Origin of the sequence: Nocardia sp. NPDC051463 (assembly GCF_040681975.1) — a bacterium.
In the GTDB taxonomy this organism is placed as follows: Bacteria; Actinomycetota; Actinomycetes; order Mycobacteriales; family Mycobacteriaceae; genus Nocardia.
In genome coordinates this window covers 46,868-73,514 of sequence record NZ_JBFBAB010000024.1, presented here as the reverse complement: position 1 = coordinate 73,514, position 26,647 = coordinate 46,868, and the positions used below count along the sequence as shown (strand labels likewise).

The 26,647-nt window shown below is 64.8% G+C and carries 28 protein-coding genes; 13 read left to right on the top strand and 15 right to left on the bottom strand.

All coding sequences use genetic code 11. The features are described from left to right. Positions 1-29: 29 nt before the first annotated feature. Positions 30-1,109 (top strand): redox-regulated ATPase YchF, encoded by a 1,080-nt coding sequence (ychF, locus tag AB0M74_RS26420; protein ID WP_366528983.1) that lies wholly within the window; start codon positions 30-32, stop codon positions 1,107-1,109. A gap of 37 nt (positions 1,110-1,146) precedes the next feature. Here the strand turns inward: ychF and AB0M74_RS26415 are convergent, their stop codons facing one another. Beyond that, complete coding sequence (locus AB0M74_RS26415; RefSeq protein ID WP_366528982.1) at positions 1,147-2,187, bottom strand: sterol desaturase family protein; 1,041 nt, start codon at positions 2,185-2,187, stop codon at positions 1,147-1,149. 243 nt (positions 2,188-2,430) lie between these two features. Next, the gene (locus AB0M74_RS26410) at positions 2,431-3,429 is read right to left on the bottom strand and encodes a BtrH N-terminal domain-containing protein (protein ID WP_366528981.1); all 999 of its coding nucleotides are present in this window, start codon (positions 3,427-3,429) and stop codon (positions 2,431-2,433) included. Positions 3,430-4,088: 659 nt separating this feature from the next. Here AB0M74_RS26410 and AB0M74_RS26405 point away from each other — a divergent pair. Further along, on the top strand, positions 4,089-4,439 hold the full coding sequence (locus tag AB0M74_RS26405; protein WP_366528980.1) for a hypothetical protein: 351 nt from the start codon (positions 4,089-4,091) through the stop codon (positions 4,437-4,439). Positions 4,440-4,895: 456 nt separating this feature from the next. On the opposite strand, the gene AB0M74_RS26400 is transcribed toward AB0M74_RS26405, so the two are convergent. Next, positions 4,896-5,699 carry a methyltransferase domain-containing protein gene (locus AB0M74_RS26400; RefSeq protein ID WP_366528979.1) on the bottom strand — a complete coding sequence of 268 codons (804 nt, stop codon included), beginning with the start codon at positions 5,697-5,699 and terminating at the stop codon, positions 4,896-4,898. Between AB0M74_RS26400 and AB0M74_RS26395 the strand changes: the two genes are divergently transcribed. Next, a complete protein-coding gene (locus tag AB0M74_RS26395; protein ID WP_366528978.1) occupies positions 5,698-5,820 on the top strand; it encodes a hypothetical protein in 123 nt (40 codons plus the stop codon). The two genes, AB0M74_RS26400 and AB0M74_RS26395, sit on opposite strands and share 2 nt — an antisense overlap. A 157-nt stretch (positions 5,821-5,977) precedes the next feature. Here AB0M74_RS26395 and AB0M74_RS26390 read toward each other — a convergent pair whose 3' ends face one another. The 4 genes from AB0M74_RS26390 to AB0M74_RS26375 form a co-directional block, all read right to left on the bottom strand. Next, the gene (locus tag AB0M74_RS26390) at positions 5,978-6,388 is read right to left on the bottom strand and encodes a hypothetical protein (RefSeq protein ID WP_366528977.1); all 411 of its coding nucleotides are present in this window, start codon (positions 6,386-6,388) and stop codon (positions 5,978-5,980) included. A gap of 273 nt (positions 6,389-6,661) precedes the next feature. Then, positions 6,662-7,804 carry an epoxide hydrolase family protein gene (locus AB0M74_RS26385; protein ID WP_366528976.1) on the bottom strand — a complete coding sequence of 381 codons (1,143 nt, stop codon included), beginning with the start codon at positions 7,802-7,804 and terminating at the stop codon, positions 6,662-6,664. Between the two features lie 265 nt (positions 7,805-8,069). Continuing rightward, entirely contained in the window at positions 8,070-8,642 is a 573-nt protein-coding gene (locus tag AB0M74_RS26380; protein ID WP_366528975.1) for a TetR/AcrR family transcriptional regulator, read from the bottom strand. 57 nt (positions 8,643-8,699) lie between these two features. Next, complete coding sequence (locus AB0M74_RS26375) at positions 8,700-9,770, bottom strand: agmatine deiminase family protein (protein WP_366529025.1); 1,071 nt, start codon at positions 9,768-9,770, stop codon at positions 8,700-8,702. Positions 9,771-10,375: 605 nt separating this feature from the next. Here AB0M74_RS26375 and AB0M74_RS26370 point away from each other — a divergent pair. Then, positions 10,376-11,323 carry an alpha/beta hydrolase gene (locus tag AB0M74_RS26370; RefSeq protein WP_366528974.1) on the top strand — a complete coding sequence of 316 codons (948 nt, stop codon included), beginning with the start codon at positions 10,376-10,378 and terminating at the stop codon, positions 11,321-11,323. A gap of 218 nt (positions 11,324-11,541) precedes the next feature. On the opposite strand, the gene AB0M74_RS26365 is transcribed toward AB0M74_RS26370, so the two are convergent. After that, positions 11,542-12,147, bottom strand: coding sequence for a TetR/AcrR family transcriptional regulator (locus AB0M74_RS26365; protein WP_366528973.1), 606 nt, complete (start codon positions 12,145-12,147; stop codon positions 11,542-11,544). 35 nt (positions 12,148-12,182) lie between these two features. On the opposite strand from AB0M74_RS26365, the gene AB0M74_RS26360 reads away from it, so the two are divergent. From AB0M74_RS26360 to AB0M74_RS26350, 3 genes are all read left to right on the top strand, one after another. After that, positions 12,183-12,770, top strand: a complete 588-nt coding sequence (locus AB0M74_RS26360) for a DUF2867 domain-containing protein (RefSeq protein WP_366528972.1) — start codon at positions 12,183-12,185, stop codon at positions 12,768-12,770. A gap of 458 nt (positions 12,771-13,228) precedes the next feature. After that, on the top strand, positions 13,229-13,696 hold the full coding sequence (locus tag AB0M74_RS26355) for an SUKH-3 domain-containing protein (protein WP_366528971.1): 468 nt from the start codon (positions 13,229-13,231) through the stop codon (positions 13,694-13,696). A gap of 266 nt (positions 13,697-13,962) precedes the next feature. After that, positions 13,963-14,370 (top strand): TipAS antibiotic-recognition domain-containing protein, encoded by a 408-nt coding sequence (locus AB0M74_RS26350; protein WP_366529024.1) that lies wholly within the window; start codon positions 13,963-13,965, stop codon positions 14,368-14,370. A gap of 86 nt (positions 14,371-14,456) precedes the next feature. Here AB0M74_RS26350 and AB0M74_RS26345 read toward each other — a convergent pair whose 3' ends face one another. Beyond that, positions 14,457-15,623, bottom strand: a complete 1,167-nt coding sequence (locus AB0M74_RS26345; protein ID WP_366528970.1) for a VCBS repeat-containing protein — start codon at positions 15,621-15,623, stop codon at positions 14,457-14,459. Between the two features lie 480 nt (positions 15,624-16,103). Between AB0M74_RS26345 and AB0M74_RS26340 the strand changes: the two genes are divergently transcribed. Further along, positions 16,104-16,229, top strand: coding sequence for a hypothetical protein (locus AB0M74_RS26340; protein WP_366528969.1), 126 nt, complete (start codon positions 16,104-16,106; stop codon positions 16,227-16,229). Here AB0M74_RS26340 and AB0M74_RS26335 read toward each other — a convergent pair. The 3 genes from AB0M74_RS26335 to AB0M74_RS26325 all read right to left on the bottom strand — a co-directional run bounded on the left by AB0M74_RS26335 (position 16,219) and on the right by AB0M74_RS26325 (position 19,570). Then, positions 16,219-16,797, bottom strand: a complete 579-nt coding sequence (locus AB0M74_RS26335; RefSeq protein ID WP_366528968.1) for a hypothetical protein — start codon at positions 16,795-16,797, stop codon at positions 16,219-16,221. The genes AB0M74_RS26340 and AB0M74_RS26335 overlap by 11 nt on opposite strands. A 127-nt stretch (positions 16,798-16,924) precedes the next feature. Beyond that, positions 16,925-18,514, bottom strand: coding sequence for a serine/threonine-protein kinase (locus AB0M74_RS26330; protein ID WP_366528967.1), 1,590 nt, complete (start codon positions 18,512-18,514; stop codon positions 16,925-16,927). A 105-nt stretch (positions 18,515-18,619) separates the two neighbouring features. Then, on the bottom strand, positions 18,620-19,570 hold the full coding sequence (locus tag AB0M74_RS26325) for a MerR family transcriptional regulator (protein ID WP_366528966.1): 951 nt from the start codon (positions 19,568-19,570) through the stop codon (positions 18,620-18,622). Between the two features lie 49 nt (positions 19,571-19,619). Between AB0M74_RS26325 and AB0M74_RS26320 the strand changes: the two genes are divergently transcribed. The 4 genes from AB0M74_RS26320 (at position 19,620) to AB0M74_RS26305 (ending at position 22,073) form a co-directional block, all read left to right on the top strand. Further along, on the top strand, positions 19,620-20,261 hold the full coding sequence (locus AB0M74_RS26320; protein ID WP_366528965.1) for a maleylpyruvate isomerase family mycothiol-dependent enzyme: 642 nt from the start codon (positions 19,620-19,622) through the stop codon (positions 20,259-20,261). 120 nt (positions 20,262-20,381) lie between these two features. Then, complete coding sequence (locus tag AB0M74_RS26315) at positions 20,382-20,714, top strand: hypothetical protein (RefSeq protein WP_366528964.1); 333 nt, start codon at positions 20,382-20,384, stop codon at positions 20,712-20,714. A 166-nt stretch (positions 20,715-20,880) separates the two neighbouring features. Next, positions 20,881-21,504 (top strand): YdcF family protein, encoded by a 624-nt coding sequence (locus tag AB0M74_RS26310; RefSeq protein ID WP_366528963.1) that lies wholly within the window; start codon positions 20,881-20,883, stop codon positions 21,502-21,504. Between the two features lie 125 nt (positions 21,505-21,629). Next, complete coding sequence (locus AB0M74_RS26305) at positions 21,630-22,073, top strand: hypothetical protein (protein WP_366528962.1); 444 nt, start codon at positions 21,630-21,632, stop codon at positions 22,071-22,073. 485 nt (positions 22,074-22,558) lie between these two features. Here the strand turns inward: AB0M74_RS26305 and AB0M74_RS26300 are convergent, their stop codons facing one another. Then, positions 22,559-23,041, bottom strand: coding sequence for a MarR family winged helix-turn-helix transcriptional regulator (locus AB0M74_RS26300; RefSeq protein ID WP_366528961.1), 483 nt, complete (start codon positions 23,039-23,041; stop codon positions 22,559-22,561). Between the two features lie 75 nt (positions 23,042-23,116). Here AB0M74_RS26300 and AB0M74_RS26295 point away from each other — a divergent pair, with 75 nt between their 5' ends. After that, positions 23,117-24,574, top strand: a complete 1,458-nt coding sequence (locus AB0M74_RS26295) for an MFS transporter (protein WP_366528960.1) — start codon at positions 23,117-23,119, stop codon at positions 24,572-24,574. Between the two features lie 79 nt (positions 24,575-24,653). On the opposite strand, the gene AB0M74_RS26290 is transcribed toward AB0M74_RS26295, so the two are convergent. Further along, complete coding sequence (locus AB0M74_RS26290; protein ID WP_366528959.1) at positions 24,654-25,574, bottom strand: alpha/beta hydrolase; 921 nt, start codon at positions 25,572-25,574, stop codon at positions 24,654-24,656. A gap of 68 nt (positions 25,575-25,642) precedes the next feature. After that, positions 25,643-26,611: a WYL domain-containing protein gene (locus AB0M74_RS26285; RefSeq protein ID WP_366528958.1), complete on the bottom strand. Its 969-nt coding sequence runs from the start codon at positions 26,609-26,611 to the stop codon at positions 25,643-25,645. Positions 26,612-26,647 lie beyond the last annotated feature (36 nt).

The following is a 26,647-nucleotide window of genomic DNA, read 5'->3' as shown; positions in this document are numbered from 1 at the left end:
CCCGGACCGCCGCGTAGACTCTGCTCCTCGTGAGTCTCACCCTCGGAATCGTCGGCCTGCCCAACGTCGGAAAGTCGACGCTGTTCAACGCGTTGACCAAGAACGACGTGCTTGCGGCGAACTACCCGTTCGCGACCATCGAGCCGAACGTCGGGGTGGTGCCACTGCCGGACCCACGGTTGAACAAGCTCGCCGAGATCTTCGGTTCCGAGCGCATCGTGCCAGCTGTGGTGTCGTTCGTCGACATCGCGGGCATCGTGAAGGGCGCCTCCGAGGGTGCGGGCCTCGGCAACAAGTTCCTCGCCAACATTCGTGAGGCCGACGCCATCTGCCAGGTGGTCAGGGTGTTCGCCGACGACGACGTCATCCACGTCGACGGACGGGTCGACCCGACCGCCGACATCGAGGTGATCGAGACCGAGCTGATCATCGCCGACATGCAGACGCTGGAGAAGGCGATCCCGCGGTTGGAGAAGGAAGCCAAGGTCAAGAAGGACCGCAAGCCGGTTCTCGACGCCGCCAAGGCCGCCCAGGAAGTCCTCGACACCGGCGCGACCCTCTTCTCGGCCCGCGCGAAGCTGGACAACGAACTGCTGAAAGAGCTTTCGCTGCTCACCACCAAGCCGTTCCTCTACGTCTTCAACGCCGACGAGTCGGTGCTCACCGACGAGGCGAAGATCGCGGAGCTGAAAGCCACCGTGGCGCCGGCCGATGCGGTGTTCCTCGACGCGAAGGTCGAATCCGAACTGCTCGAGCTCGACGACGAATCCGCCATCGAACTCCTCGAGTCCATCGGCCAGACCGAACCCGGTCTGCACGCCCTCGCCCGCGCCGGCTTTCACACCCTCGGCCTGCAGACCTACCTCACCGCAGGCCCGAAAGAGGCCCGCGCCTGGACAATCCACCAGGGCGACACCGCCCCCAAGGCCGCAGGCGTCATCCACACCGACTTCGAACGCGGCTTCATCAAAGCCGAGGTGGTCTCCTTCGCCGATCTCGTCGAGCACGGCTCCATGGCGGCGGCGAAGGCAGCGGGCAAGGTTCGGATGGAGGGCAAGGACTACACCATGGTCGATGGGGACGTCGTCGAGTTCCGTTTCAACGTCTAGCGGTAGTCGCGCCATCGAAGAATAAGTAGCGCCTGCTCTAGGTGCGTTTCAGCAGCTCGAGGCGGGGCGACGCGCCGAGCCCGCCGGCTGAGCTCGTCGCTGGGGTCGGCTGTGGCTGCCAACCGGGACCCCGGAACAGGAAGCCGAGCTTGTCCGAGAATTTCGCCGTGTTCTTGACGTCCTGCCAGATCGCGACTATCTCGCGGGCGTTGATCTTTGCGATGTTGTAGGTGTTGACGTTCTTGGTGAGGCCGTAGATCGCCCGCTCACCCTCCGGCTCGAAGGAGCCGAAGATGCGGTCCCAGATGATGAGCACGCCACCGTAGTTGCGGTCGAGGTATTCAGTGTTGGAGCCGTGGTGCACGCGGTGATGGCTCGGCGTGTTGAACACGAATTCGATAGGCGCCCAAAGTTTGTCGATGACCTCGGTATGGATGCCGAACTGGTACAGCAGGTTGATCGCGTAGGAGGCGGCGATGATCTTGCCATCGATTCCCGACAGTGCCAGTGGTACAAGGAACGGCAGGGACGTGACAACCAGCCAAGGCGTACGCAGTGCCGTGGTGAGGTTGAAGCTCTCGCTCGAGTGGTGCACGACGTGGACCGACCAAAACACCCGGATTTCGTGGTGAGCGCGGTGAAACCAGTAGTAGGCAAAGTCGACCCCGATAATCGCGACGGCCCACGCAACCCAACCCTCGAGGTGCCACGGCACCAGCGAAGAAACAGACGCGAAGATTGCGAGCTCCGCCAGCGCCCATGGAATATCGAGGAGTTGGTACCCCAGGCCGGCGGCGATGGAGGTAGCTGAGTCGCGGTAGTCGTACGGTTTGCCGTGCCGCTCGAGGTACACGAACTCCGCCGCAACGGCGACGATGAAGACCGGAATTGCCAGCCAGATCAGCATGGTCGAGACATCCATGCCGGACATCGCATACGCAAGGCGGGGAATAACGATGACTACGGCAGCCGTGCTCAGTCCGGCGAGCAGTACTCCGTAAGCCGAGATGAACCTAGTCCGGCCGCGGGCCCGGAACTTCTCCCGCCATGCCTCGGTGGTCGATTTCCTTCCACTCATATGTGAACCATCGTCTGGAGCGGCGCTCGACACCAGGGACCCAAGGTGTGGCTGATCGCCACCTTGTCGCCAGCCGGACCGAATCAGTGGGGGCAAGTCACGCCGTCGCGGGACAACAATGTCGCCCTTCGGCAAGTAGATCTGCTATTTCGGTGTGATTCGGACCGTTTCGGGATCGATGGTCTTTCGCCCGCGCCGTGTAGGTAACAGACGCACTTCGCAGAGCAAGTCGGTGGGGCCGCATCACTGTGTGGTCTCACTTCCCAGGCAGCTCAGCGACTGCATGGCCGCGCGCTCGATGCGTGAAAGATCGCAGAAGAGAGTGCCTGCCTGCAGGAGGTACTGCGTGTCGCCCGATTCGCCGGCTTTCGTGATCAGTGCTGCGGCTTCTGTCCACAGGATGGCTGCCTCGATGTACGCCCTGTGGCCGGTGCGCAGGTGGCTGCAGTCGAGTAGCTCGGTGCATTCGGAGAGGAAGTCGCGGTAGAGGTTGCGGAACAGAGCGCCTCCGGTGCCGCCCTTCTCCATCAAGAGGGCGGCCTGTGTCAGATCCCGCCGCGGGTTGTCAGTGCGCTGGAGCCAGGTGTGTACCTGCATGCCGGCCATCTCGATGCCTCGGTAGCCGAGATTGGCGATAGGTGGGTTGAGGAAGGCGTCGGCGCAGGCGGTGATGGCCGGAATGATCCGGCCCTGCGTGCGGGACAGGTTCCTCGGAACGGTGAGGGTGAAGGACCGATGCCTGGCGGTCATCGGGCGCGCGGCCCTGGCGTGGGCGAGGCTGGTCAGGCTGGTGGAGGCCCCTCGGCCTTGCTGCTCGGTGTCCGCCAGGTAGGCGTCGTGGTCGTCGTAGCCGTACATGGCTACGACATGACCACCGAAGTGCACCTTCGAACTGAAGTAGTCCAGGTAGTAGCTGTCGAGCTGCAGCCCGACGGGGTGACCGGCATCGAGGGGGGCCACTACGTTCTCCCAGGCTCTGCGGGGCGAGTTGGTCTCCTGGACCAGGAGCTCCAGCCCGAGTCCTGTGGCCAGGTTTCTGGTGAGGTCGAAAGGCTTGACCCGGCCCCCGAGGAAGGGAAAGCCTATGTTCTTGCTGTCCCAGTAGAGGAAGGACAGAGCGGAGCCGAGGCCGAAGAGCATGGGCTCGGACAGGTCGAGTCCTTGATGCCTCAGCAGCACCCCTAGGGCTGTCGTCTCGCAGTGCTGCATATCGCGGGCATCGATGTCTATCACCGTGGTCATGCCATGCGCTCCTGGACAGGGGGATCGGTCGGGTCACCAGTTCTTCGTGCGGTGCCTCTACCGGTCCGACGAGAGAGGTGCGAGATGTCCGATGGTGAGAAGTTCGTCTTGCACGACAACATGGTGGACCCTCCCCTGGTGGGAGAGTCCAACGCCGTACCCATGGCGTTATGCCAGCGCCCCCGAGCGCGTCGTCGGCTCGGCTCGCGCCGTGCCGGGATCGGAGGTCCGCTGAGAGATCGGTTCCGCCGCCCCGCCGATACGGCGTCGTAGGAAATCGACGGAAATTGATCATGTAATCCACATCCGGGTGAAGATCAAATGCGAGATCGGTTCCGCCGCCCCGCCGATACGATGCCGTAGGAAATCGACGGAAATTGATCATGTAATCCACATTCGGAGTGAAGATCAAATGTGAGATTGGTTCCGCCACACGCCGTTACGTGGTCTCGTCGTGTAAATCGACAGAAATTGATCATCGAATCCGCGTCCGGGTAAAGATCAAATTGTGTTACCACGACAAAATATTGTGTTAGCCCAATATTAACCGTGATTCATATCACAAAAATATAAGTGGATTTGCAGATCTCTTTTTCATAACGTTGCTGGTGTTCGCCTGTTACGGCGTCGTTATCCATCTGTGGAAGGAACCTCCGTACATGTTCTCTCGCAAGATCCTTGTTGCCGCCGGCGCCATCTCCGCCGCCACCCTGTTCTTCGGCCCGGTCGCGGTGGCCTCCGCCGCTGACTCCGCCGCCACCGGCTCCACCAAGGGCCTCGCCTTGGAATCGGCCAGCCCATCCTCGGATTCGTCCGGTTCGTCTTCGGGTTCGGCCGGTTCGTCTTCGGGTTCGGCCGGTTCGTCTTCGGGTTCGGCCGGCTCATCGTCCGGTTCCGCCATGCTCGACTCCGGTAGCTCGGCCCTCGACGGCGGCACCTCTGCCCTCGTCAACATGCTCGATGTGATCAGCGGCGTCCAGGCCATGGGGCAGCCCAAGCCCGCCTCCTGATTCGGTCTCGGTAGATCACGGCTCGGTACGTGTCGCCCCTCGGGGCCGGACTTATGTGTGCCGCAACGCGACGCATTAGCGATTGCTCGCTATTGCAGTGAATTTGCCAGAATCGCACCGTCCATTCGCTGTGTCGGAAGCCGAAGGGCGATCGCACATTCGATGTCCATGCTGAAGCGGGTGAACTGTTCGCTCACCGAGTCACCGGCTGGCCCATAGGCATTCAACGCCGAATGTCTCCGCGCACACGCCGCCGCCGTCCCACAACGTCGTGGGGCCCGGATCGGGAGTACAGTGCGACACTGGTCGGTGCCGGTAGCGCTTATACGGTAGGCAGACATGATCGGCCGTCCATGCCGCAAACGGAAAGCCCTTCACCGCACGCTGACTTCGAACCGGAGTGGGGCCGACGATCTCGGCGACCTCCGGGAGTGACCTCAGGATCGAGATCCTCGCCTAGCGCCGAGCCGTTATCAGCCAGGCACGCGAGTCGAACCAAACGCCGCCGGTTGTGCTGTGCGCGGCCATCACCACGCGCAGCCGTTCGAGCGCCCGCTCGGTCTCATCGGCATCGAGCTGCACGAGCAGATCGCTGACCATGCGCAACACGAGCACCGCGTCAATGGCGCCGTCGGGGTCCGCGCCGTAATAGATGGGCTCGCACACGTCGGTGATGCGTACGTCGGTAAACCCGGCCGTGGTGAGAATGCCGTCCACCGTGGCCGGATCGGCCAGGGAGAACGGGCCGGCACCCGCAATGGGAACGGGCGGGTCACGATCCACGAGTGCGCGGTGTATCGCGGCCACCCACTCTTGCCGACTGCTGTCCTGCCAGACCAGTTGCACCAGCCGCGCCCCGGGCAGTAGCGCGTGCCCTATGTTGGTCAATGCCTCGACCGGATCGGCGAAGAACATCGTGCCGAACCGACTGATCGCGAGGGTGAAATGCGCCGGTGGGAACGGATGGACCTGGGCATCCGCCTGCTCGAATCGCACATTATGGAGTCCTTCGGCCGCGCCGAGTCGGCGAGCACGCGCCACCATGACCGAGGATGCATCAACGCCGAGTGCGCTGCCCCGGACCGCGAACCTGGCGGCATCACGGGTGGTCTGCCCGGCACCGCAACCGATGTCGAGGACGTCGTCGTCGGGTGCCACATCGATGGCGTCGCGCAACCGCTGGTGATAGCGGCGTAGCTCAGCGTCATAGTCGAACACGATGTTCGAGTCCGGTCCTACGCGATTCCCCTGGTCAACCATGGAACCATCTTGGCAGCCACACCCCGCCGAGGAGCGGCAACGCCTCGGCCTCGATCCTGTCATCGGCATGGGCAGGCGGTCGGCCCGCCCGATGGGCGACATCACCGTGCGTGCGGTGTAGACGCCGACATCGTCCGCGAACGGGCCTGCGTGGGTGATGGTGGCACCTCACCTTTCCGTAGCCTGGATGGGCGGGAGCTGCAGCCTTCGGCGCGGCGATGACGACATCGCGATGTTCTTCGACTTCCCTTGTTGTCACCTGAACGACACGTTCGGTATCACGGCCCGGGCTCGACTGCCCGTATCAGGTCGCTGTAGCTGAACACCGGACAACCACAGATCCTCGCAAGAACTGTTCGCTGTCGGTCGGTCAGCTCGTTGGAGAAGACCACGGCCCCCGCATGGATCCGAGCACACGCTCCCGCGATCTCGCCGACCTTGCCGATGCTCATCAACGTTCTGGCCGAGTAGGGTGCGTCCATCGTCGCTGTGCCGCCGGGTGTATCGCCTTTCTTGCCGCCCGAGACCCCGCGGCGCTGCACGAAGCACTCGGCCACTCGACCTCCGAGACGAGCGACCCCTGCCGAAACGTCGGCCATCACGTCGAGACAGTCCGTGCGCTTGGCCGAGAACAGGCCCGCGACAACCACATCGGCATCGGCGATGACATCCCGCGGTTCCAGTGGCATGGACTCGGCTGGGTTTCGTCGTCGCCCGTCACCGCGTCGTATGTATCGCCGTTCGCCCACGTGCGCACCCTATGGTCGGTCCGGTTCCGGCGCCAGCGCTCGCGTCTCATGGATCGGTGTAGCTGCGCGCTGAGCAGGGGAGCGCCGCCGGGTGGCGCCGAGGGATCAGCTCAGGCGTGTGGCACGCGCGATCCCGGCGATCCGCGGCCACCTGTCTTGCTCATGGCGCTGGGCGAAGACAGTCGGCCGTGGTAGATCGCCGGGCTCGTGTGCCTACGCGCGGTAGTCGCGGAACGTGGCGCGCAGGTCGTCGATGATGAGGTCGGGTTCTTCCATGGCGGCGAAGTGGCCGCCCCGGTCGAATTCGGTCCAGCGCACGATGTTGTGGTTCTGTTCGGCGATGCGGCGGATCGGGGTGCCGATGTTGTGGGGTAGGACTGCTACCGCGACCGGCACGTCGGTGTCGGGCTCGGGTTTGCCCCAGGTGGCGGCGCCTTCGTAGTAGTAGCGCGCCGATGAGCCCGCGGTGCCGTTGAGCCAGTAGATCATGACGTTGGTCAGCATCGCGTCGCGGTCGACGGCATCCTCGGGCGCGTCGGTGGAGTCGGTCCAGTCCTTGAACCGTTCGACGATCCAGGCCAACTGGCCCACCGGCGAGTCGGTGAGCGCGTAGGACAGCGTTTGCGGCCTGCTGGCTTGCAGCATCGCGTACGCGCCGAGCTGGTACTGGTAGCGGCCGGCGAGTTCGACGGCGCGCCGTTCGGCGGGATCGTCGAGGTCGGCGGTCTCTGCGGTGACGGTGGCCGAGGCGATATCGGTCAGGTGCACCGCGACGAGGTGCTCGGCATCGATGACCGCCAGTTGGCGGGTGATTGCCGCGCCGGTGTCTTCGCCGTGCGCGGCGTAACGGTCGTAGCCGAGGCGACGCATGAGTTCCGCCCACGCGCGCGCGGCTCGAGTCGTCGACCAGCCGATGGCAGGTCCGGAGAACCCGTATCCGGGGATGGTCGGCACGATGACGTGGAACGCGTCCGCTGCGTTGCCGCCGTGCGTCACCGGGTCGGTCAGCGGCCCGATCACCTCGAGGAATTCCACGATCGATCCGGGCCATCCATGCGTGAGCACCAGTGGCAACGCGTCGGATTCGGCCGAGCGGACGTGGATGAAGTGCAGGTCGTGGCCGTCGATCTCGGTGCGGAACTGCGGGAAGGAGTTGAGTCGGGCCTCCTGCGCCCGCCAATCGTAGGTAGTGCGCCAGTAGTCGGCCAGTTCCCGGGTGTAGTCGAGCGGGATGCCCTGCGACCACCCCGCACCGGGAACCGCGTCGGGCCAGCGGTTGGCGTCCAGTCGCCGATTCAAGTCGTCGAGCTGCTCCTGGGGGACGTCGATGCGAAACGGTCGAATCTGTTCGGTCATGAAATCCATCGTAGAAATCACCTAGGACAGTTCCGGCCCTAGCTTCCGCGGAAGTCGCGTCATGTTCGAAATGTCGGCGCGACTGGTCCGACCGCTGTCGCTGCTGCGCCGAACCTCCGGCCCACCTGGGGCGCAGGCACTTTCGGATAGTCGCGTAACCAACCATGTGGTTCGCAGAGCTGAGCTCCACCCGGTGCCCGGGTGGAGCTCGGTCGTTCGGTGCCTGCACAGCTCGAACGGCGCGGTCAGTGGTGACGCCGAGTGGTCAAGGGGTGGCGTTGAGTTCGAGTTCGATTGCGCTGGTGAGGAGTTGGCGGGCACGGTCGAGGGTGAGGGAGCCGCTGTGCCAGCGTTCGCTGAGTCCTTCGACGAGGGCGGTGAGGCGTTCCGCGGTGGCGACGGCGTCCAGGGCAGGGTGGACGGTGCCCGTCTGCTGGGCCTGGCGGATGAGGGTTTCGACGTCGGTGTTCCAGCTTCGAGTGGTGGCTTGCAGAGGGTCGCGCAGATCGGGGTGAAAGACGGCGCTGGCGCGCAATTCGCCCCAGGCGATGCTGGTTTCGCGAACTTCGTCGGTGTCCTGGAGTTCGAGCAGCAGCATGTGCTCGACCCGGCTGCGGGGGTCGGCCGTGTCAGTGTGGTCGGTATACGCCTGGGCTCGGTGGTTGATGTGTTCGAGCGCGGCGTGTAGGACACCGGCACGGTCTTTGAAGTGGTAGTAGATCAGTGCCGTCGACACCTCGGCCGCGGCGGCGAGTTTCTCGATACGCAGCCCGCGCACGCCGTCCTGGGCGATGACACGGACGGCGGCTTCCAGGATCTGGGTTCGACGCTCTGACACGATTCCTCACAGTAGGGGCGAATCCGGCAGGCCCGGCAATCGGTGCGAAAGTTCGGGTCAGTCGGCGGGTTCCTGCTGGGTGGCGCAGTGGATGCCGCCGCCACCCGCGGCGATGCCATCGATATTGATCTGGACGACTTCCCGGCCGGGAAAGAGTCGCTCGAGGGTGGCTTTCGCGGCGCTGTCGGTGTCCGGATCACCGAACTCGGGACCGATGACCGCGCCGTTGCAGACATAGAAATTGATGTAGCCCGCGGCGAAGTCGTCGTTCTCGAACTCCGCACGCACCGTCGAGGGCCCCTCGAGGACCTCGACCTGCAGTGGGCGGTCTTGCGCATCGGTCACCGAGTACAGGATATCGAGGTGGCGGCGGGTGACGTCGTAGTCGAACGAGTCCGGGTCGGTGTCGAGTCCAGCGACCACCACACCCGGGCCGGTGAAGCGCGCGTAGAAGTCGGTGTGCCCGTCGGTGATGTCCTCGCCTGCGATACCGGGCAGCCAGATCACCTTTTCGATCCCGAGCAGGTAGTCGAGCTCCTCCTCGACATCCCTCTTCTTCCAGCCCCGATTGCGGTTGTTGTTGAGCACGCAGCTCTCGGTGATGATCGCGGTGCCTTCGCCGTCGACCTCGAGCGCGCCACCCTCCAGCACCAGATCTGTGTGCCGGGTTGCGACTCCGGCGCGGCCGGTGACGAACTGGGCGACCTTCGCGTCACGGCGGTGTTCCTGCTTGTTGCCCCAGCCGTTGAAGTTGAAATCCACCCCGGCCTTGCTGTTTGTGTCCGTCACGAACACCGGGCCGGTGTCGCGCATCCACAGATCGTCGAGGTCGGTGGCGATCAGCTCCACGTTCGCGTCACCGATCAGGCTCTCGGCCCGCGCCATCTCGCCGGGGCGCACGAGCATCGACACCGGTTCGAAGCGCGCGATGGTGGTGGCGATGGTGGCCAGGTTGCGCTGCACCTCAGGCACCAGCTGCGCACCCCAGATCCGTTCGTCGGCAGCGAAGGCCATCCAGGTCCGCTTGTGCGGCTGCCCCTCCTCGGGCATCAACCATGTCCTTCCGTCATCGTGGTCCGCACGGCTGCCGCTACCGAGTGGGGCAGTGGTGTCGTCGCAACCGGCCATCAGCAAACTGCCGATCGCGGTCATCGTGGTCTGGACGAATGTGCGCCGCCGCATCCTGTTTCTCCTCTTTGATCTGTTTATACGTGCTGCGAGTCCCTCGCGGCGCGTCGGAAGCCGGGCAGCTCCACTCTTGCTTCGGAGGCCCGCGTGATGAGCGGGCGACCATCTGGCTACTCGAGACCTTAAATCCTGACTAAAAAATTAGTCAAGGATCGTGACGTGAGCAACAACATCCAGTGGGGTCGGGCGCGATCGGTGGCGCACCGTGTTGCCTGATGCGGGATTCGCGAACATCCGCTGTCGAATTGCCCCCGGATTACCTCTGCGCAGGGGTGTTCGTCGCCGTCGGGACGGGAACGTGCAGGGGTGGACTCACGCCATCGGGGCAGGTATCGGGCGTTGGGTAGCTGCGTCGCACGGTCGTTGCGTAGGCGCAGGCGCCGGAGCTCGGCGACGAGGCGCGGGATGCCCGGTCCGAGCCGGCATCACCTTGGTGGTGATTCTGCTCCACCTTGGGGGTCGGACCTCAGCACTCGGGGTCCTGACGCCGGCGACGAATGCGATGGACAGTTGGACAAGTCACGCCAAGTGAATCGGAGCCTCCAATGTCGATCACCAGCACCATCGCCACCTCGGCGCAACGGGGTGCCACGGTCTCGACCGAAGATGGTGTGGCGCTTGCGGTTCGTGAATACGGCCCACGGAATGCCGATCTCACAGTTGTCCTCTTGCACGGACATTGCCAGCGCACCGAGTCCTGGACCTATGTCCGTGACGCGCTGTTGCGCCGATACGCAGGCGCCCGGATCGTCTGCTACGACCATCGCGGCCACGGCGACTCCGCCGCGGCGTCCCGACAGACCTACAACCTCGAGCAACTGGGCTACGACCTGCGCGACGTTCTCGACGCCGTAGCACCGACCGGTCCGGTGGTCCTCGTCGGCCACTCGATGGGCGGCATGACCGCGCTGACCTACGCCAGCCAGAACCCGCACGAGATCGGCACTCGCATTGTCGGCGTCGCACTCATCGCGACCGCCGCGAGCGGGCTCGCCGACGTCGGCTTCGGTCGCCTCCTGCGCAATCCGGTCGTTTCGGCATTCCAGGCCGCCGTCCGACGTGCTCCGGGCATGATGCACCACGCGAAGAACATGGCCTGCAAGGTCTTCGCCCCAGTCATCCGTACCGCGGAATTCGGCAATCGCACAGTCAGCGCTCGCGTGCTCGCCCTGGCCAACGCGATGCACAACGAAACGCCGATCGTGACAATGGCGAGCTTCTTGAGCGCCTTCATGGTCTATGACCAAACCGACGCGCTTCCGATCCTCTCGAAGATCCCCACGTTGGTGCTGTGCGGCTCCGCCGACCTGATGACGCCGCCGTCGCATTCCGTCGCGATGGCAGCCGTCGTCGAGTACTCGGATTTCGTGATGGTCGAGGGCGCCGGGCACTCGGTCATTCTCGAGCAGCCGAGTGGGGTCGCCGAGGCCATCGCTCGCCTGATGGCGCGAGCAGGCGGGGTCGAGGGCGCTCACCGCACACTCGCCGCGTAGTTCGGTCGAGCCCTCGTGCGCAGGGGTTTCGGCGGCCACTCGGCATACCCGCAGGCCAGGGGAGTGAAATCGGGCGTCAGCCCAGTATCAACAGGCTCCCGAGGGGCTGCGCGCAATCCGGTCGGGCCCTCGGCGATCAACGCCGCCCGCGACACCCTCACCATCCAGTTTCCGATTCGGCATGTTCCGCCGAGTTGAACGGCACACGCGGCGGCTGTTCACGGTGGCGGTCGCAAGAGGTGTTCGCCGGCAAGGTGGATGGCTTCGCGGGTGGTGTACCCGGGGTGGTCGGCAACGATGAAGTGGCGGCCGATCGCGAGGGCGAAGGCCAGGGTGCTGCGTGCCTCGATCTCGTCGGGGTCGGTGATGAAGGTGCCGAACATCTTCCGCAGGAACTGCATTCGCTCGTTGTCGATACGCCGCAGGCGGGTCGCGACGGACTCGTCGTGGCGGGCCCAAGCCCGGATCGCGAGATCAATCCGGTGCAGGTCTTCTGAGAACGTCAGTTGCCCGGCGCGCCGGATCCGATCGGCGGCATCGCCGCCTTCGGCATCGGCCTGGGTGATGGCTTCTTTGGTGCAGCGGAGTTCCCACTCGTCGAGGAGCTCCGTGAGGAACGCGGGGCGGCTATCGAAGTGTCCATAAAACCCGCCCTTCGTCACCCCGAGCTCGGTGGCGAGCGTCTCGACGCGGACCGCGTCGGGTCCGCCCCGGCCGAGGGCTTCGAGGCCCGCCGCTATCCAGCGGGCTCGTGTTGTGCGGGCTACGGCGGGAATCCGGCCACCTCCATTGGTCGAGTCGGATCTATACGGTATCGTATTCATGAACTATACGGTTCCGTATAAATGGGAGGTGAATCGTGCCGCGACTCGCAGAGGCCACCTACACCGAGCAGCCCTGGCGCATCCATGAACTCGCGAGTGACTTCACGGTCGAGGACGTGTGGTCGTTTCGCACCCCCGGAGCCGGACCCGACGACTTCCCGGCGATGCTCGCGGCCTTGCAAGCAGCCGGGGGGCCCGTGCGGCAGATCTGGCCGGTGCGGTTCTTGTTCGCCATTCGGTGGAAGCTCGGTGCACTCCTCGGCTGGGACAAGCCGTCCGCGGGGGTGGGTGAGCGGGTCGGCTCGCTGCGTGACCGCATGCCCAGCGACATGCGCGCCGCTCCCCGCGGCCCGGACAACGACGACATGCCCCTCAAAGCGGTCTACGAGCTCGATATGGAGTCCGCCCGCGAGCTGGCGAACAAGACCGTGCACACCGTGATGCATCTCGGCTGGGTTCAAGGCGCGAACGGCGACTATGAGCTGCGTATGGCCGTCCTCGTCAAGCCCAACGGATGGTTCGGGCGGCTCTACATGGCCGTCATTGCGCCTTTCCGATACCTCATCGTCTACCCGGCCCTGACCCGGCAGTGGGAACGAGCCTGGACAGGACGGTCACGATGAACTCCGAAAAGACGATTGCTGCGCTGGTCGAGCGGGATCATGCTCGTGCTTGGCATCGGCCACCTGTCTTTGCTGGTGCTTGCCGCGTGGGCGGATGTCACCGGCTGGGTGGACAGGGGGATATGGGCGGCCGTTCCGCTCGCGCTCGCCGACGACGGCGTTCAGACGGTGGAATCCCTACTGGTTATGCCGGTGAATTCTGGCGTCGTTTGTCGACGAATGTCGACGTCATGTGGGGAAGGGCCGAGGCGATCGTGTCGGTGAAAAGTGACCTCACTGCCGCGTGCCCGAGGTGGTCCAGAATGCTGACTGTCCTCTGCCAGTGAGTTGGACGTTTGCCATCGAAGTTCGCCCATCGTGGAGTCAGCCATTACAGTTGGCCCGTTCTGACCGAGTTCCGTTGATGGGAGTGGGGTTTGGGTTCAGCACCGAGTGACAGACCAATCGAGGTGCGAAGAATGCCTGAGTCGGAGCTAGCGGAATTTCTCAGCTCGTTCGGTTGGGAAGTGGCTGGGGTGCGACCTGAAGCGGATGCCGTCACGGCAGACCTGGAGCGTGTTGGCTTCGCCTGCCACGAGGAGGGAAGAAGCTTCTTAGGGGAGTATCTCGGCCTCGAGATTGACCATCTTCCGGCCCTCGTCATCGCCGGAGAGAGGATCTCGAGTTGGACGTATTTCGATCCATCTGCCGTAAGTACCGTCCGCGACGTGGACGTGGCCCGGCGATGTGCAGAGGTAGCTGGTGCCGTTCTGTTCCCGATTGGAGTGGACAGCTTTCATATGACCCTATATTCGGGGAGTGATGGAAAGTTCTATGCGGGGTTCGATTCGTCGGTTTATCGATATGCGGAAGATCCCAATGTGCTGTTCTCGATGTTGAAGAATGGAGTCCGCCCAATCTTGTTGGGAGAGTGGACACTTCAGTGAGAATGACATGCCGGCCACACCGGCTCGGTGGCCGCCTTCAGCGTGCGCCAACCCACTCCGTACCTGGCCTGTAAGGCCCTGCCCGTCATCCCCGCTCGGGCATGACGCCGGATCGCGGCATACAGCTCGACCTTCTTCCGCTCGAGGTTCGGGATGAAGCACACGCATCCATACATCGCAAGAAAGATTACGACGTCAAAATTAGCCGATACGAACATCTCCCGATCAGCAGCGACGCTGGGATCCACCGATCGGTGACGTCATAGATCACCGATAGAACCAGCGCGAGCAACGACTGGTGGCACGGCAAGAGTTTCGAGCAGCAGCAGGCTTGGAAGCGGGCCACCGACGACCTCGTTGCCGCTTGGATCGCCGCCTGGAAGGCTGGGGTGTCGCCGACCTCGGAGCGCGGACAGGTGCTGGCCGCTCGACATGTCCAGTGGCTGAGCGAGATTCCCGGCACCCCTACGGCCGAGGGCGATGGAGACCGCTCGATCCAGATGGTGGACTGCCTCGGTCAGATGTACGTCGAGGACCCTCGCTTCGCGACCACCTACGACGGTGCCGAGGGCGCGGCATTCGTCTGCGACGCGCTGCACACGGAGACGGATGTAGCACTTCAGGACCCGGTCGACTTCGCACCCGGTCAGCGAAAGCGGTGGGGTCCTCATTGATTCAGGGCATCGTAGGGTCGACACCCACCGTGTGATGCGGACATGCCGATGACAGGCCCCGGCCGACCGGGGCCTGTCCAGGTCGATCAGGCCGAGTAGTCGATGGCAGGACCGAAGGTGCCGTCACCGTTGCCGTAGCGCAGGGTGATGTTGCCGGTGCCGGTGTTGCCGACGACGGTGTCGGTTTTTCCGTCGGCATTGAAGTCGGCGAGAATCGGGGTCGACAGGGGGACGAGCCCACCGGAGGAGTAGGTGTTGCTCGGCGGGCCGAAGGTGCCGTTGCCGGTTCCGAGCAACACGCTGATGCTCGAGGTGCCGCCGTTGGCGACCACCATGTCGAGCTTGCCGTCGCCGTTGATGTCGGCCACGTCGAAGCACTGTGGGAGCAGGCCGCCGGTCTGATAGGTGCGCAGCGCGCCGAAGGTGCCGTCGCCCTTGTTGAACAGCGTGGACACGGTGCCGCTGACCAGGTTGGAGAAGAGGATGTCCGCCTTACCGTCGCCGTTGATGTCGCGCGCCATCCCGTACCAGGCGGTCAGGGCGCCCTCGCTGAAGGTGGTCGGCGCGGCGAAGGTGCCGTCACCGTGGCCGCGGTAGATCTGGATGGTGCTGTTGACGTAGTTGCCGCGCAGCAGGTCGAGGTTGCCGTCCCCATCGAAGTCCGCGGCGTCGGCGGATCCGGAGCCGACGCCGAGATTGCTGGAGACCGTGGCCGCATCGGCGAAGGTGCCGTCGCCCTTGCCGAGGAGTATCGACCACGACGGGGCCTGGTTGGAGGTGGCCAGGTCAGGGTTGCCGTCGTGGTTGTAGTCACCGACGACCACCGCGCCGGGAGCGAGGTCGGTGGCGTAATCGACGGCCTTGTCGAAGGTGCCGTCGCCCCTGCCCATCAGGATGGAGACGTTGTGTGAGGTGAAATTGGTGACAGCCATGTCGAGCTTGCTGTCGTGGTCGAAATCCGCGATCGCGACGTAGTCGGCCTGGCCGCCGGTGGTGTATCGGACCGCGGGCTGGAAGCCGCCACCCGGCTTGCCCAGGAACACCGACACCCCGAACCCGAGCACGAAGTCGCTGAACACGACGTCGGTGTAGCCGTCGTCATTGAGGTCGGCGACCGCGGGCACCGCTGGACCCGTCAGGTTGGGAAGCGCATCAGCCGATGCCGGGGGGCTGGTGAAGGCGGTGCCCGCCAGCGTGGAGCCTGCCATTGCCAGAGAAGCGAGAGCGCTTACGGCGAACCTGATCTGTGTCACTTATTCTCCCGATTGTCCGATATCGGCAGAACTTTACTTGTTTTCCGTGACAGGCGAAACTATCTGAGCCATAAGACAATTCGATAATTTGTCCTTATCGACGGCCATGCTCAACTGATCGGTTCATCGATAATCATCACTTATGGAATTCGCCTTCGAGGGTGCGCCCTATTCTCGTGCGAAGACCGATGTTTTCACATCCTGGTGGCGGGCGTGACGAGATCGGCGCAACTCGGTTCCTGAGGGTCTTCTCGTTGAATGTGATGATCGGTTGGGCGATCTGCCCGCTATCGGGCCGCACGCTCGTTGAATTGGGCAGAGAGCAGTTCCACTGCGGCGAAACCGTGTTCGAGGATCTCGGTTTCGTAGGCATGGATCGCTTACCGAAGCGAGTCGGTCCGGTCGGCGATGGGGCGGCAGCGCAGCGCGGCGGTCCCTGGGCGCGATGTCCGCGCTGAGTCCGCTGGAATCATCGTGTGAATGGCGTTGTCCATCAACGTGACCGGACCGGTGGTCGACCGACTCCGGATGGACAAGTCATCGATCATCTACATCATCGTTGAACTGGCTCCAGGCCTCGAGTTGATGCCGGAAGCTACTCCGTGAAGGTCACGCCGAAACGCTCGCCCAGTTGCCGGAGGGCCTGCGGGTCGGCGAAGACGGCTTCCGCGCTGTAATCGGGATCGGGCGGGTCGATGCTGCACCAGCGTTCGGGGGAGTCGTCAGGGGTGAGATCGGAGATGTAGCTGGCGAAGGTGAGCGAGGCTTCGAAGGCTTCGTCCTCGCCCGGGTCGACCGGCCAATGGTCGGGTCGGCCGTTGCACAGGAATGTGAGCTTCGAGTCTTCCTCGTCCTCCACGAGCTTTACCTGGGTAATGGTGATCAATCCGCGAGTACAGGCAGCTATTCGCTCCAATTCCTCTCGGTACCAACCCTCTCGGCCTTCCTCCGCCTCGTTGATGCCACGAAAGGTCTTATAGTCGAGGGTGTATCGGATGCCGAGCTCATCGAGCAGGCTCGGTAGCGCCGTTTCGGTGGAGTCGCCGAAATAGTCCAGTGTTTCGTCGAACCACTCCGGTGGCAAGTTGCGGGCGGGCGTCTCGGGGTCGACGAGGCCGAGCTCGACGATGACAGCCGTCGCCTCGCGGATCGTGGCCGTGGACAAAAGACTCATCAGATCCTCCTGTGGCATATCGATCCGAACGGTCTGTGAAATTAGATGAAAAGACTAGTGATGCAACTGATTACAGTTGGGCGACCGCGAACATCAGGGATGGGGCACCGACAAGTCGATGGAGTCGTCACCGCTCGCGGGCATAAACCTTCACCACCGTGCCGTCGACGTCCGCGGCCAGGTACGCGCTGCCGTAGTCGTCGGTCAGGTACACCATGATGGTCGGGCGATCGTCATTGAAAGTCCATGCGGGGTCGACGATCACATAACGGAGGGTCGGGGTTCCGACGTTGAGTTGGTCTTCCGCCGCGCGCATCAGGGTCGGCAGGATGTCCCAATTGATCGAGCTCAGGGTCACGGTGGCTTTTCCCGACATCTGGCCACCCGCGCCCTTGCGGCCGGCGATACCGTTTCGGTAGCTGAATTCGTCGTAGATTTTCGGCTGTCCTGCCACGGGGGCGGCGACGTTGGCGAACGTCGGGTAGAAGGTCGCGTCGGTGAATTCCCTTCCACCGGTGACTTTTTCCAGGGCGGCGATCGCCGTGCGGATGCCGTCGGGGGTGAGGAGGTCGCCTGCCTCTTCGGTCACGGGCGCGGCGGAGGGAGTCGCGCCGGGGAGCTGGGTGCCGCCGGGTCGTTGGCTGGTTTCTGTCGGCTGGCTCGGGCCGGTGCGATTCGTCGACGAATCGGGCTGCATGGCCACTGCCACGACGATCGCGCCGGTAATGGCGGCGGCCGCGATTCCCGACAGAATCCAGCGTTGCCGCTGGGGGGACGCCGCCGGGTTGGGGCCGGGAATTCCGCTCGATGGTCCATGAGTCGGCGCCGGGTGCGCCGGTGGCACGTGGGCTGGAATTTGCGCCGGGTGGGCCTGCGCGGCGGGCGCGGCCCCGATCTGCGCGGCTGCCTGGGCGAGCAGCCAATCGACCTGCTCGGGCGAAGGTCGGTGGCTCGGTTCGGGCACCAGCAGCGCCTGGAGCGCCGGGGTCAGCGGCCCGGAACGTTGCGGCGGCGGGACCTCGCCCTTCAGGACGGCCGCGAGTGTAGCGACAGTGGTGTCGCGGCGCATCGGGTGATAGCCCTCCACTGCCACATAGAGCACCAGACCCAGCGACCACAGGTCGGAGGCGGGGTTGCCCTCCTGGCCGCCGAGTCGTTCCGGCGCAACATAATCCAGCGAGCCGACCACACTGCCGGTGGAGGTGAGCCCGTTCAAACCGGTGATCGCCGCGATGCCGAAATCGGTCAGCACCGGCGTGCCGTCTTCGCGCAGGATCACATTCGCCGGTTTGATGTCGCGATGCAGCACGCCGACCACGTGGGCGGCACGCAACGCGCCGAGTATGCCGCGGCCGATCTGCGCCGCGCGCGCCGGATGCATCGGGCCCTCGGCGAGATGTTCGGCCAGCGTGCGGCCACGAATCAGCTCCATGACGATCCACGGATGTGTCGCAGCGTCCGAATCGACAATGTGATGGACTGTCACCACATGCGGATGCGCGATCCGCGCCAGCGCCCTCGCTTCCCGCAGCACACGTTCCCGCTGCACGTCGGGCAGGCTCGCACCGCCGTCCGGCTCGGCCGCCCGCACTTCCTTCAACGCCACCTCGCGATGCAGAGCGAGATCGTAGGCACGCCACACTGTCCCCATCCCGCCGCTGCCGAGCGGTTCGAGCAACTCGAAACGCCCGTCGACCACTGTCCGCTCGGAAATCACCGCGCCAGCCTATGGGTATCGCCCCGGTTGCGCGAGCGCACCTCGAGGTCGTCGGGACGTCATGGTCACCGGTATCGACACGAGTGCCGCGTTCGGCGGGAAGCCTCAACGCGAGACCGGTCCGCCTGTTGACCGGTCCAGGGCGTTGTAGAGCCAGAGTTGGCCTGCGCCCACCGTGATGGTTGCACCGGTGATTTCACTGGTGAGACGCCAATAGCGTTGTGTGCGAGGGTCGTTGTCGTGCAGGCCGACTCGGAGGCGTTCACGAAATCCCGGGGTATCGCGTTCGCCGCGGGCGGTGGCGTGGGCGTCGACGAAACGGTCCAGAGCCCGACCGGAGCAGGGCGCGCGGCCCTCATGGATCTGCGACTCCGCCATGCCGCAAGCCTCCGCGACGCCGGACAGCAGACCGACCTTGTCGCGGATCGGAGTGGGACCAGGGCGCCAGAGCTGTTGGGAAACAACGGCAGCGAACCGAGGCTCGGCGACAAGGGCGACGAGCTCGGCGTAGCCGACGACCTGTTCCGGCGTCGGATCACGCAGCGGATCGGGCACGTTCATCGAACGGAAATCCTCGAACATGTCCGATGGCATCGGTGTCAAGATCCGCCGCCAGAACGTGACTACCGAGTCGTGCGCAGACCCGCCATCCGATACCTCGGCCAGCAGCTCCAGTCGGGTCGCCCGCTCCGCAGGTGTGGCGTTTTCGATGGCCCGCAACGACGCTCGCCGCCACGCCAATGCCCCTAATTCGACGTCGACCGCCGCCCGTTCGGCGGCCAGCGCTTCCGCCATCGACTGTTCACCGGTGAGTACCGCGGCGATTGCCACCAACCCCACGCCGAGTGCGCGCAGCCGACGGACCAGGAGTAGCCGATCCACCGCCGTGCCCTTGTCGAACATGCGGTGGCCGCCGGTGGTGCGTGTGGACTCCACAATGCCGCTGTCGCAATAGAAACGAATCGTACGAACCGCAACACCAGTCAGCCGCGACAGCTCCCCGATGCTCACCAATCCATGCAGTGTGCCGCCGGTCACAATCTCTTGAACCTCCACCCGGGTGGAGTTCCTACCGTACTAGTGCCCGACACGGAAGGAATCCCCGATGACCACGACATCCGACGAGATCTGGCAAGCCGTCGCCACCGAACGTGCCACCCTGGTCGATCTCCTCGAAAATCTCTCCGAGGCCGAATGGAACCACCCCACCCTCTGTGATGGCTGGCGGGTCCGTGAGGTGGTTGCTCATGTAATCCTTTCCAGCAGTTCGACATTGGGCTCTATTCTGGTCAATCTCCTTAGAGCTCGCGGCAGCATCGATCGCATGGGCCTCGATACGGCCATACGTTACGCAGGCCGCACCACGCCCCAGCAACTCCTCGCCGAACTTCGCGCCACGATCCCGCTGCGCATTGCCCCGCCCGCTACGACTCCCACCGACCGCCTGATGGACACCCTGGTCCACATTCAAGACATTGCTATCCCGCTCGGGCTTTCCCGCGAAATGCCGACTGCTGCCGCACGCCTGGCACTCGACCGGGTCTGGTCGGCCGACTGGATATTTCACGCCAAGAAGAAACTGTCGCCCTACCGGCTGACTGCCACCGACACGAACTGGACAGCAGGCACCGGCCCCAGCATCGAAGGCCCCACTTCCGCGTTACTGCTGCTTGCCAGCGGTCGAACCGCCGGACTCTGCGCCCTCACCGGCGAGGGCGTCGCAATCCTTAGGTCGAAAGTCGGTTAGGGCTGGTCTGGTTCGGCGACCGGCCGTCGAATGCGTGCTTCGGCGGTATTCCATCGGTGCCTTCTACGCTGATTCCTGTTGATCAGGACGTACCACTTCCCATTCGAGAAGGGGCTACACATGATTTGCAGGTTCGCGACGGTCGGTGCGGTCGGAGTGCTTACCGCATCGGCCATCATCCTCACGGCTGGTGGCGCCGCGGCCGCGCATCCCTCCGAATGCGCCGAGGCAGCCGTGGTCATGGCCCAGTTCGCCCCCGATGACGACGGGGGTCTTGTCGGCGACATCGGAGCGGGTGACACAAACGGCAAAGGCGAGGATGGCAAGGGCGCCGATGGCAAGGGCAAGGGCAAGGGCAAAGGCAAAGGCAAAGGCAAGGGCAGCGGCGACGCCAAGAGCGAAATGCCGAGTACCGCGCGCCGTGGCGGCGTGAACTTCGGCGCAGGAAACTAGCCGTCGGAGGGTGCGCTGACATCGTCCTCGCACCGGTTCGGGATCGATACAGCGGTGTGCCCTTGCCGACCGCGGATGCCTGCGGTGGATGCTCATTTCCGGATGCACCGGGGTAAGGATGTGAGCGACTAGCCTCGGTGCAGGGGGTGACGCGGAGGAGGGTGCGGTGCGGCGAGGGGTGTTGATCGGCGCGGTGGGTGGTGTTGTCGTGGCTGTGCTGGTGTGGGGGGAGGCCGAGCATTGGTGGGCTTCGCGGGCCGTGCTGGGACAGGCGCGGTCAGGGGTTCCGGAATCGGAAGTGCTGGTGGTGCTCGGGTTCGCCAATCGGAGTGCGGATCGGGCCAATGCGCTCAATCGGTGGCGGGTTCGGGCGGCGCTGCGGTCGGTGGATGACGAGGTGTCCGATAGCCGGATGGTCTTTTCCGGGACGACGCGGCCTGGTGGGTCTGTTTCCGAAGCCGAGCTCATGGCCCGCTACGCGATACGAGAGCGTGGGATGTCGAGTGCACGGATCCAGCTGGAGGACCGGTCTCGGACGACATGGGAGAACATCCAGTACTCGATTCCGTTCATGGAGGATGCCGCGTCGATCAAAATTGTCTCGAATCCCTTGCATGCGTTACGAGGCCGGCTGTATCTGCGGCGGCAGCGGCCGGATCTGGCGTGCAGGGTTCGGCGAGGCTGCGACTATCGATTCGGTGAGAAGTCCTGGGCCAAACCATTTTTCGCCGTGTACGGCCTACTGGATCTGGCTCGGACGCGGAAAGATACGCGGATGCGGGATGGATAGGTCGCAGTAGCGCTCGCCAGTGCCGGGTGACTCGTGATCACGGGTGGCGGCAACGGTCCGAACCCGATATGGTCTGGCGGGGAGTTCGTCGATGTTCGCGTCGGCTGTGAAATGGGGAGGGCCGTATGGCATTTCGTAAGAAGAAGATTCTGGAACAGGTGACGCAGAAGCTGGCCGAGGTCGGTCCGCCGGGGGAGCAGTTCAATACCGCTTTTCTCGCCATTACGGGCCCGAGCCCGTGGGTCGACAGCCTGCCGTATGTGCGGTTGGTCATGGTGTTTCTGCGGAAATACTACTTCGTGGTGCTGACCAACACCTCTGTGGTGCTGATCGAGGCCAGCAAATGGACAGGTCGGCCGACGAATCTGGTGTCGGCGGAGCATTTTCAGACCGCCGAGTTCTCCGGTCTGCAGATCAATTCGCTCTGGTCGAAGGTGTTCTACCGACTGCCGGGAACCGCGGTGGTCGAGCGGCTCAATGTTCACCGTCAGTGGCGCACCGAGTTGGATGAGCTGGTGCGCGTGACCCATCAGGCACCACAGGTCCAGCAGCCGAGTTCGCACCCGTAACGAACCGGAAGTGGCTTGCTGGGCGGGATATTACGCCGCCCAGCAGGGTTCGCCTAGGTGTCGGTGGACGTGCCAACTCTACTAGCGAGCGCAATTCCGAAGTCACACTCAGGAATTCGGTTCCGCGGCTTCTTTCGGTGCCTCCGCGATGGTGTTCGGCTTCGCATGTCGCGCCGCACCGGCGATGGCGGTGGCGGTGGCGGTGGCGAGGGACAGGCCACCTCACGCGCTGGTTCCGCCGCTGCTACAGCCATCACGCCGGCATCTACCTCAACGCCGCGTAGCCGGCGCTCACGGTCGCCACGGGGATCTCGCCTTCCGGGCGCGCAGCCCTACGGCGGTTCGCGCTCGGCATGAGCACCGCGAGCCGCCGTGACGTCCGAGGAGCGGATTCCAGCGGCGGTGCGTTGAGGAGTCGCTTCTCACCAGGTGCGGGCGGTAGTTTGCGCAACAACGCGCTCGGCCGAGTCCGACGATGCCGCCGCCTAACGGGCGTGTGGCGGACGCGGCCATGGGTTGTCCTCGATGTGTTCGATGGACTCGTTGAAGCGTGCGATCAGCGTGCTCAGTTGTTCGATATCGGCGTCGGCCCAGTCGAGGACCACCGCGCCGATGCCTTCGTGGCTTTGGGCCCGATCGGCGGCGACGAGTTCCAGGCCCTTTCGGCTGGCCCGGACCTTGCGCGCGATACCGCCGTCCGGATCGGGCACCCGCTCCACCAGGTCCTGTTTCAACATGGCGCCGACCTGACGGTTGATCGTGGAGATGTCCAGTTGGAAGGCCTCCGACAGCTCGCGCAGGCTGAGCGGGGAGTCGATCTCGAGTCTGCTGAGGATGAGGTAGGCCGAGCGGTCCAGCTGGAACCCGGGGCGGCGCAGCAGGGATGCGGGGAACTGCCGGGAGAGCAGGGTCAGCTCGAAGACGAGGCGCGAGAGCGCGTCGTTTTCCTCGGGACCTGATGCGGGCATGGACCACACTATGTCGCCTGAATCACGGTGATAGCAAATTGTGCACGATACACATCATGTGTAGCGTGCACATTCGTGACTGTTGCTGCCGACGCGTCCTCGACCGTCTCTGGTACCGACGACCGGCGCAGGCCCGCGCCGGCCCTACTCATCGCGACCCTCGGCACGGTCGGTGTCGTCGTCTCGCTCATGCAGACGCTGGTTATCCCGATCATCCCCACCCTCCCCTCGCTGCTGAACACCTCGGCGTCCAACGCCTCGTGGGTAATCACCGCAACGCTGCTCGCGGGCGCGGTGGCCACCCCGATCAGCGGCAGGCTCGGCGACATGTTCGGCAAGCGCCGGGTGCTGTTCGCGAACATCCTCTTGCTGGTCGCAGGCTCGGTGGTCTGCGCGCTGTTCTCCTCGCTCGTTCCGGAGATCGTCGGCCGCTCGCTGCAGGGCGCCGCGGTCGGCGCGATCCCGCTCGGCATCAGCATCATGCGTGACGAGCTGCCCGCCGAGAAGGTGGGTTCGGCAATGGCGATCATGAGCGCGACACTCGGCGTCGGCGGCGCCCTCGGGCTGCCGGTCGCCGCGGCCATCGCGCAGAACGCCGACTGGCACATGCTGTTCTGGACCGCGGCCGGACTCGGTGTCGTCTGTGCCGCACTGGTTTTCGTCTTCGTGCCCGAGTCGCCGGTGCGCACCCCCGCACGCTTCGACTTCGGTGGTGCGGTCGGGCTTTCCATCGCCCTGCTCGCCCTGCTGATCGCGATCACCAAGGGCGTGGACTGGGGCTGGGGCAGCGCGAGCATCCTCACCCTCTTCGCGATCGCGGTGGTGGTGTTCGTCGGCTGGGGAGCCTTCGAGCTGCGGCAGCGTTCGCCGCTGGTCGACCTGCGGGTCTCGGCACGGCCTCGGGTGCTGTTCACCAACTTCGCCTCCATCGCCGTCGGCTTCGCGCTCTACGGCATGTCGCTGACCTTCCCGCAGCTGCTGATGGCTCCGGAACAGACCGGATACGGGTTCGGCCTGTCCATGGTCAACGCCGGATTGGCGCTTGCCCCTACCGGATTCGTGATGATCCTGCTCTCGCCGGTGTCGGCTCGGCTGTCGGCGGCCCGAGGGCCGAAGATCACCCTTGCGCTCGGTTCGGCGGTGATTGCGGCGGGTTACCTCTGTGCCGTGGTGCTGATGAACAGCGTCTGGGAAATCATGGTCGCGGCGATGATCGTTGCCGCCGGTGTCGGCCTCGCCTACGCCGCGATGCCCGCCCTGATCATGGGTGCGGTCCCGATCACCGAAACCGCGGCGGCCAACGGACTCAACTCGTTGATGCGCTCGATCGGCACGTCCACCTCATCGGCGGTGATGAGTGTGGTGCTCGCGCACATGACGATGCAGCTGGGCTCGCACGTGCTGCCGTCGCGGGACGGATTCCACACCACCTTCCTCATCGCCACGGCGGCGGCGCTCGTCGCGATCGTGCTCACGCTCTGCATTCCGATGCGTAAGGCGCCGGATGCCGCGGACAAGGCCGGGCACGCCTGATCATCGGGCCATCGCGCTCGAACGGCCACGGGGCCGATCCTCAACGGCGAGGATCGGCCCCGTTGTCGTTGGTATGACGCTAGGAAATGCCCGCGGCGAACTCGGCGAAACGCGCGGCGATGCGGTCCGGGAACTCGCCGTTGACGGCATGCGAAGCCACCGGCCACACCTCGACCTCGGCGCCGGGGATGGTGCGAGCGGTCGTGGCGGCGCGCTGCGTATCGTGCACGATGCTGCGCCCGGCCAGGATCGCCAGCACCGGGACAGTGATGTTCGCCAGTTGGTCCTGACTCGGTCGGACGGGCATCGGCTGCGCCGAGGTGAAATCGCGCATGGCAGTGGCAACCAGGCGGCCTTCGGGGACCGAGTCGTCGACCCGCGCGCCGCCGGAGATCCAGCTCAGCAGCCAGTAGCGGGCCCGCATCGGCAAACCGGGAATGACGCTGCCCAAGGAGACGGTGACCATCTTCCAGGTAAGCGGCGCAAAGGTATTCGCCGGATCGAGCAGTGTCACCGAGGCCGTGCGTTTCGGCTGATGGATCGCGACCTGGGTGGCCAGCCAGCCACCGATGCTGACGCCGAGCAGATGTGCGCGCTCGAGACCAAGCCCGGTGATGGCCTCGGCGACCCAGGTCGCCTGATCGGCCGGACCGGTCAGCGGGCGGTGCTGGGTGCTCGCACCGGGTTCCCCGATGCTGTCGATCGACCAGACCGTGTGTTGTGCCATCAGACCGGGCAGATTCACGCCCCACAACGGGGTGGACGCCTGCCGACCGGACAGCAGTACCAGCGGTGTGCCGCCGGCCTCGCCGAAACGGTAGCCGCGCACCGGCCCGAACGAGGTGGTCACCGCTACCTTTTCGGAGGGTGCCGGCAGTTGCGCCATGCCGTCGCGATAGGCCGCCGCGAACCGATCGAAACCAGCGCGACTCGCGAAGTATCCGACCTTGTCCGCAGGCTTACCGATGTTCGGTGCGAGGAAGAACTCGTCGTTGGCCATAGGCGAACACTAGTGACGGCAGTCGCCGGGCGGTGGCAGTTCGGCTGCCCGCCCTGCGAGTAGCGACACTACGGTGCGGATGCCACCGAGGCGGTGTATCGGCGGGCCAGCGTACGCAGATGCGCGACCAGCTCCGGTGGCCCGTCGACCCGGAAATCCATCATCAGCATGCTGAGGTAGATGGCAATGGTTTCCAACGCATCCGCGCCGGTCAGCAATACGCAGGTGTTCGCGTCGACAGCCTCCACCACGCCGACAGCGGGATTGATGCGCGCGATCACTGTTTCGGCCGGTGCCAGCACGGTGACCCGGGCGTGCACCTTCCAGCCGGTGCTGGCGATATAGCGCATGACGAACGCGATCAGGTCCTCGTCGGGCAGCGGACGCGGTCCGAAGCGGCGGGTGCCGGTGGCTGCCCGGTGCACCTGTGCGACGGGAATCGCACGCCAGGAATGGGTTTCGAGGTCGTAGGCGACCAGATACCAGCGCCGCTGCCAGTTGATCAGGCGGTACGGCTCGACTTCTGTTGTGCCGCTGTCGATCTCGACCGACACCGCGGTCGTGTCGCGGATAGCTCCGGCCAGGGTGGTCAGGACCGCGGCGGGCACCGGGGCGTCCGGTTCGCGCGAGCCGGTGGTCGCCGGTCCGATGGCGGTGGCCTTGCGCAGCGCCAATACCTTGCGCTGCAACCGCTTCGGCAGGATCTGTTCCAGCTTCGCCAGCGCTCGCGAGACGTTCTCGCTGATGTCGGCGATGCCGGTGGCGCCGTCCTCGGCAAGGCCGACCGCCACGGCCATCGCCACCGCCTCGTCGTCATCGAGCAACAGCGGCGGCATCGTCGCGCCGCGACCGAGCCGGTAGCCGCCGATCGCACCGCGTTCGGCGTGCACCGGGTAGCCGAGTTCGCGCAGTCGCTGGATGTCGTTGCGCAGGGTCCGGTCGGTGATGTCGAGCTGTTCGGCCAGCTCCCGGCCGGTGTATGCGCGATCCTGCAGCAGCGAGAGCAAACGTAGTACTCGGGTTGTGGCGGTCGCCACATTCGCCTCCAAATTATTAGGAACGAATCCAGCCTA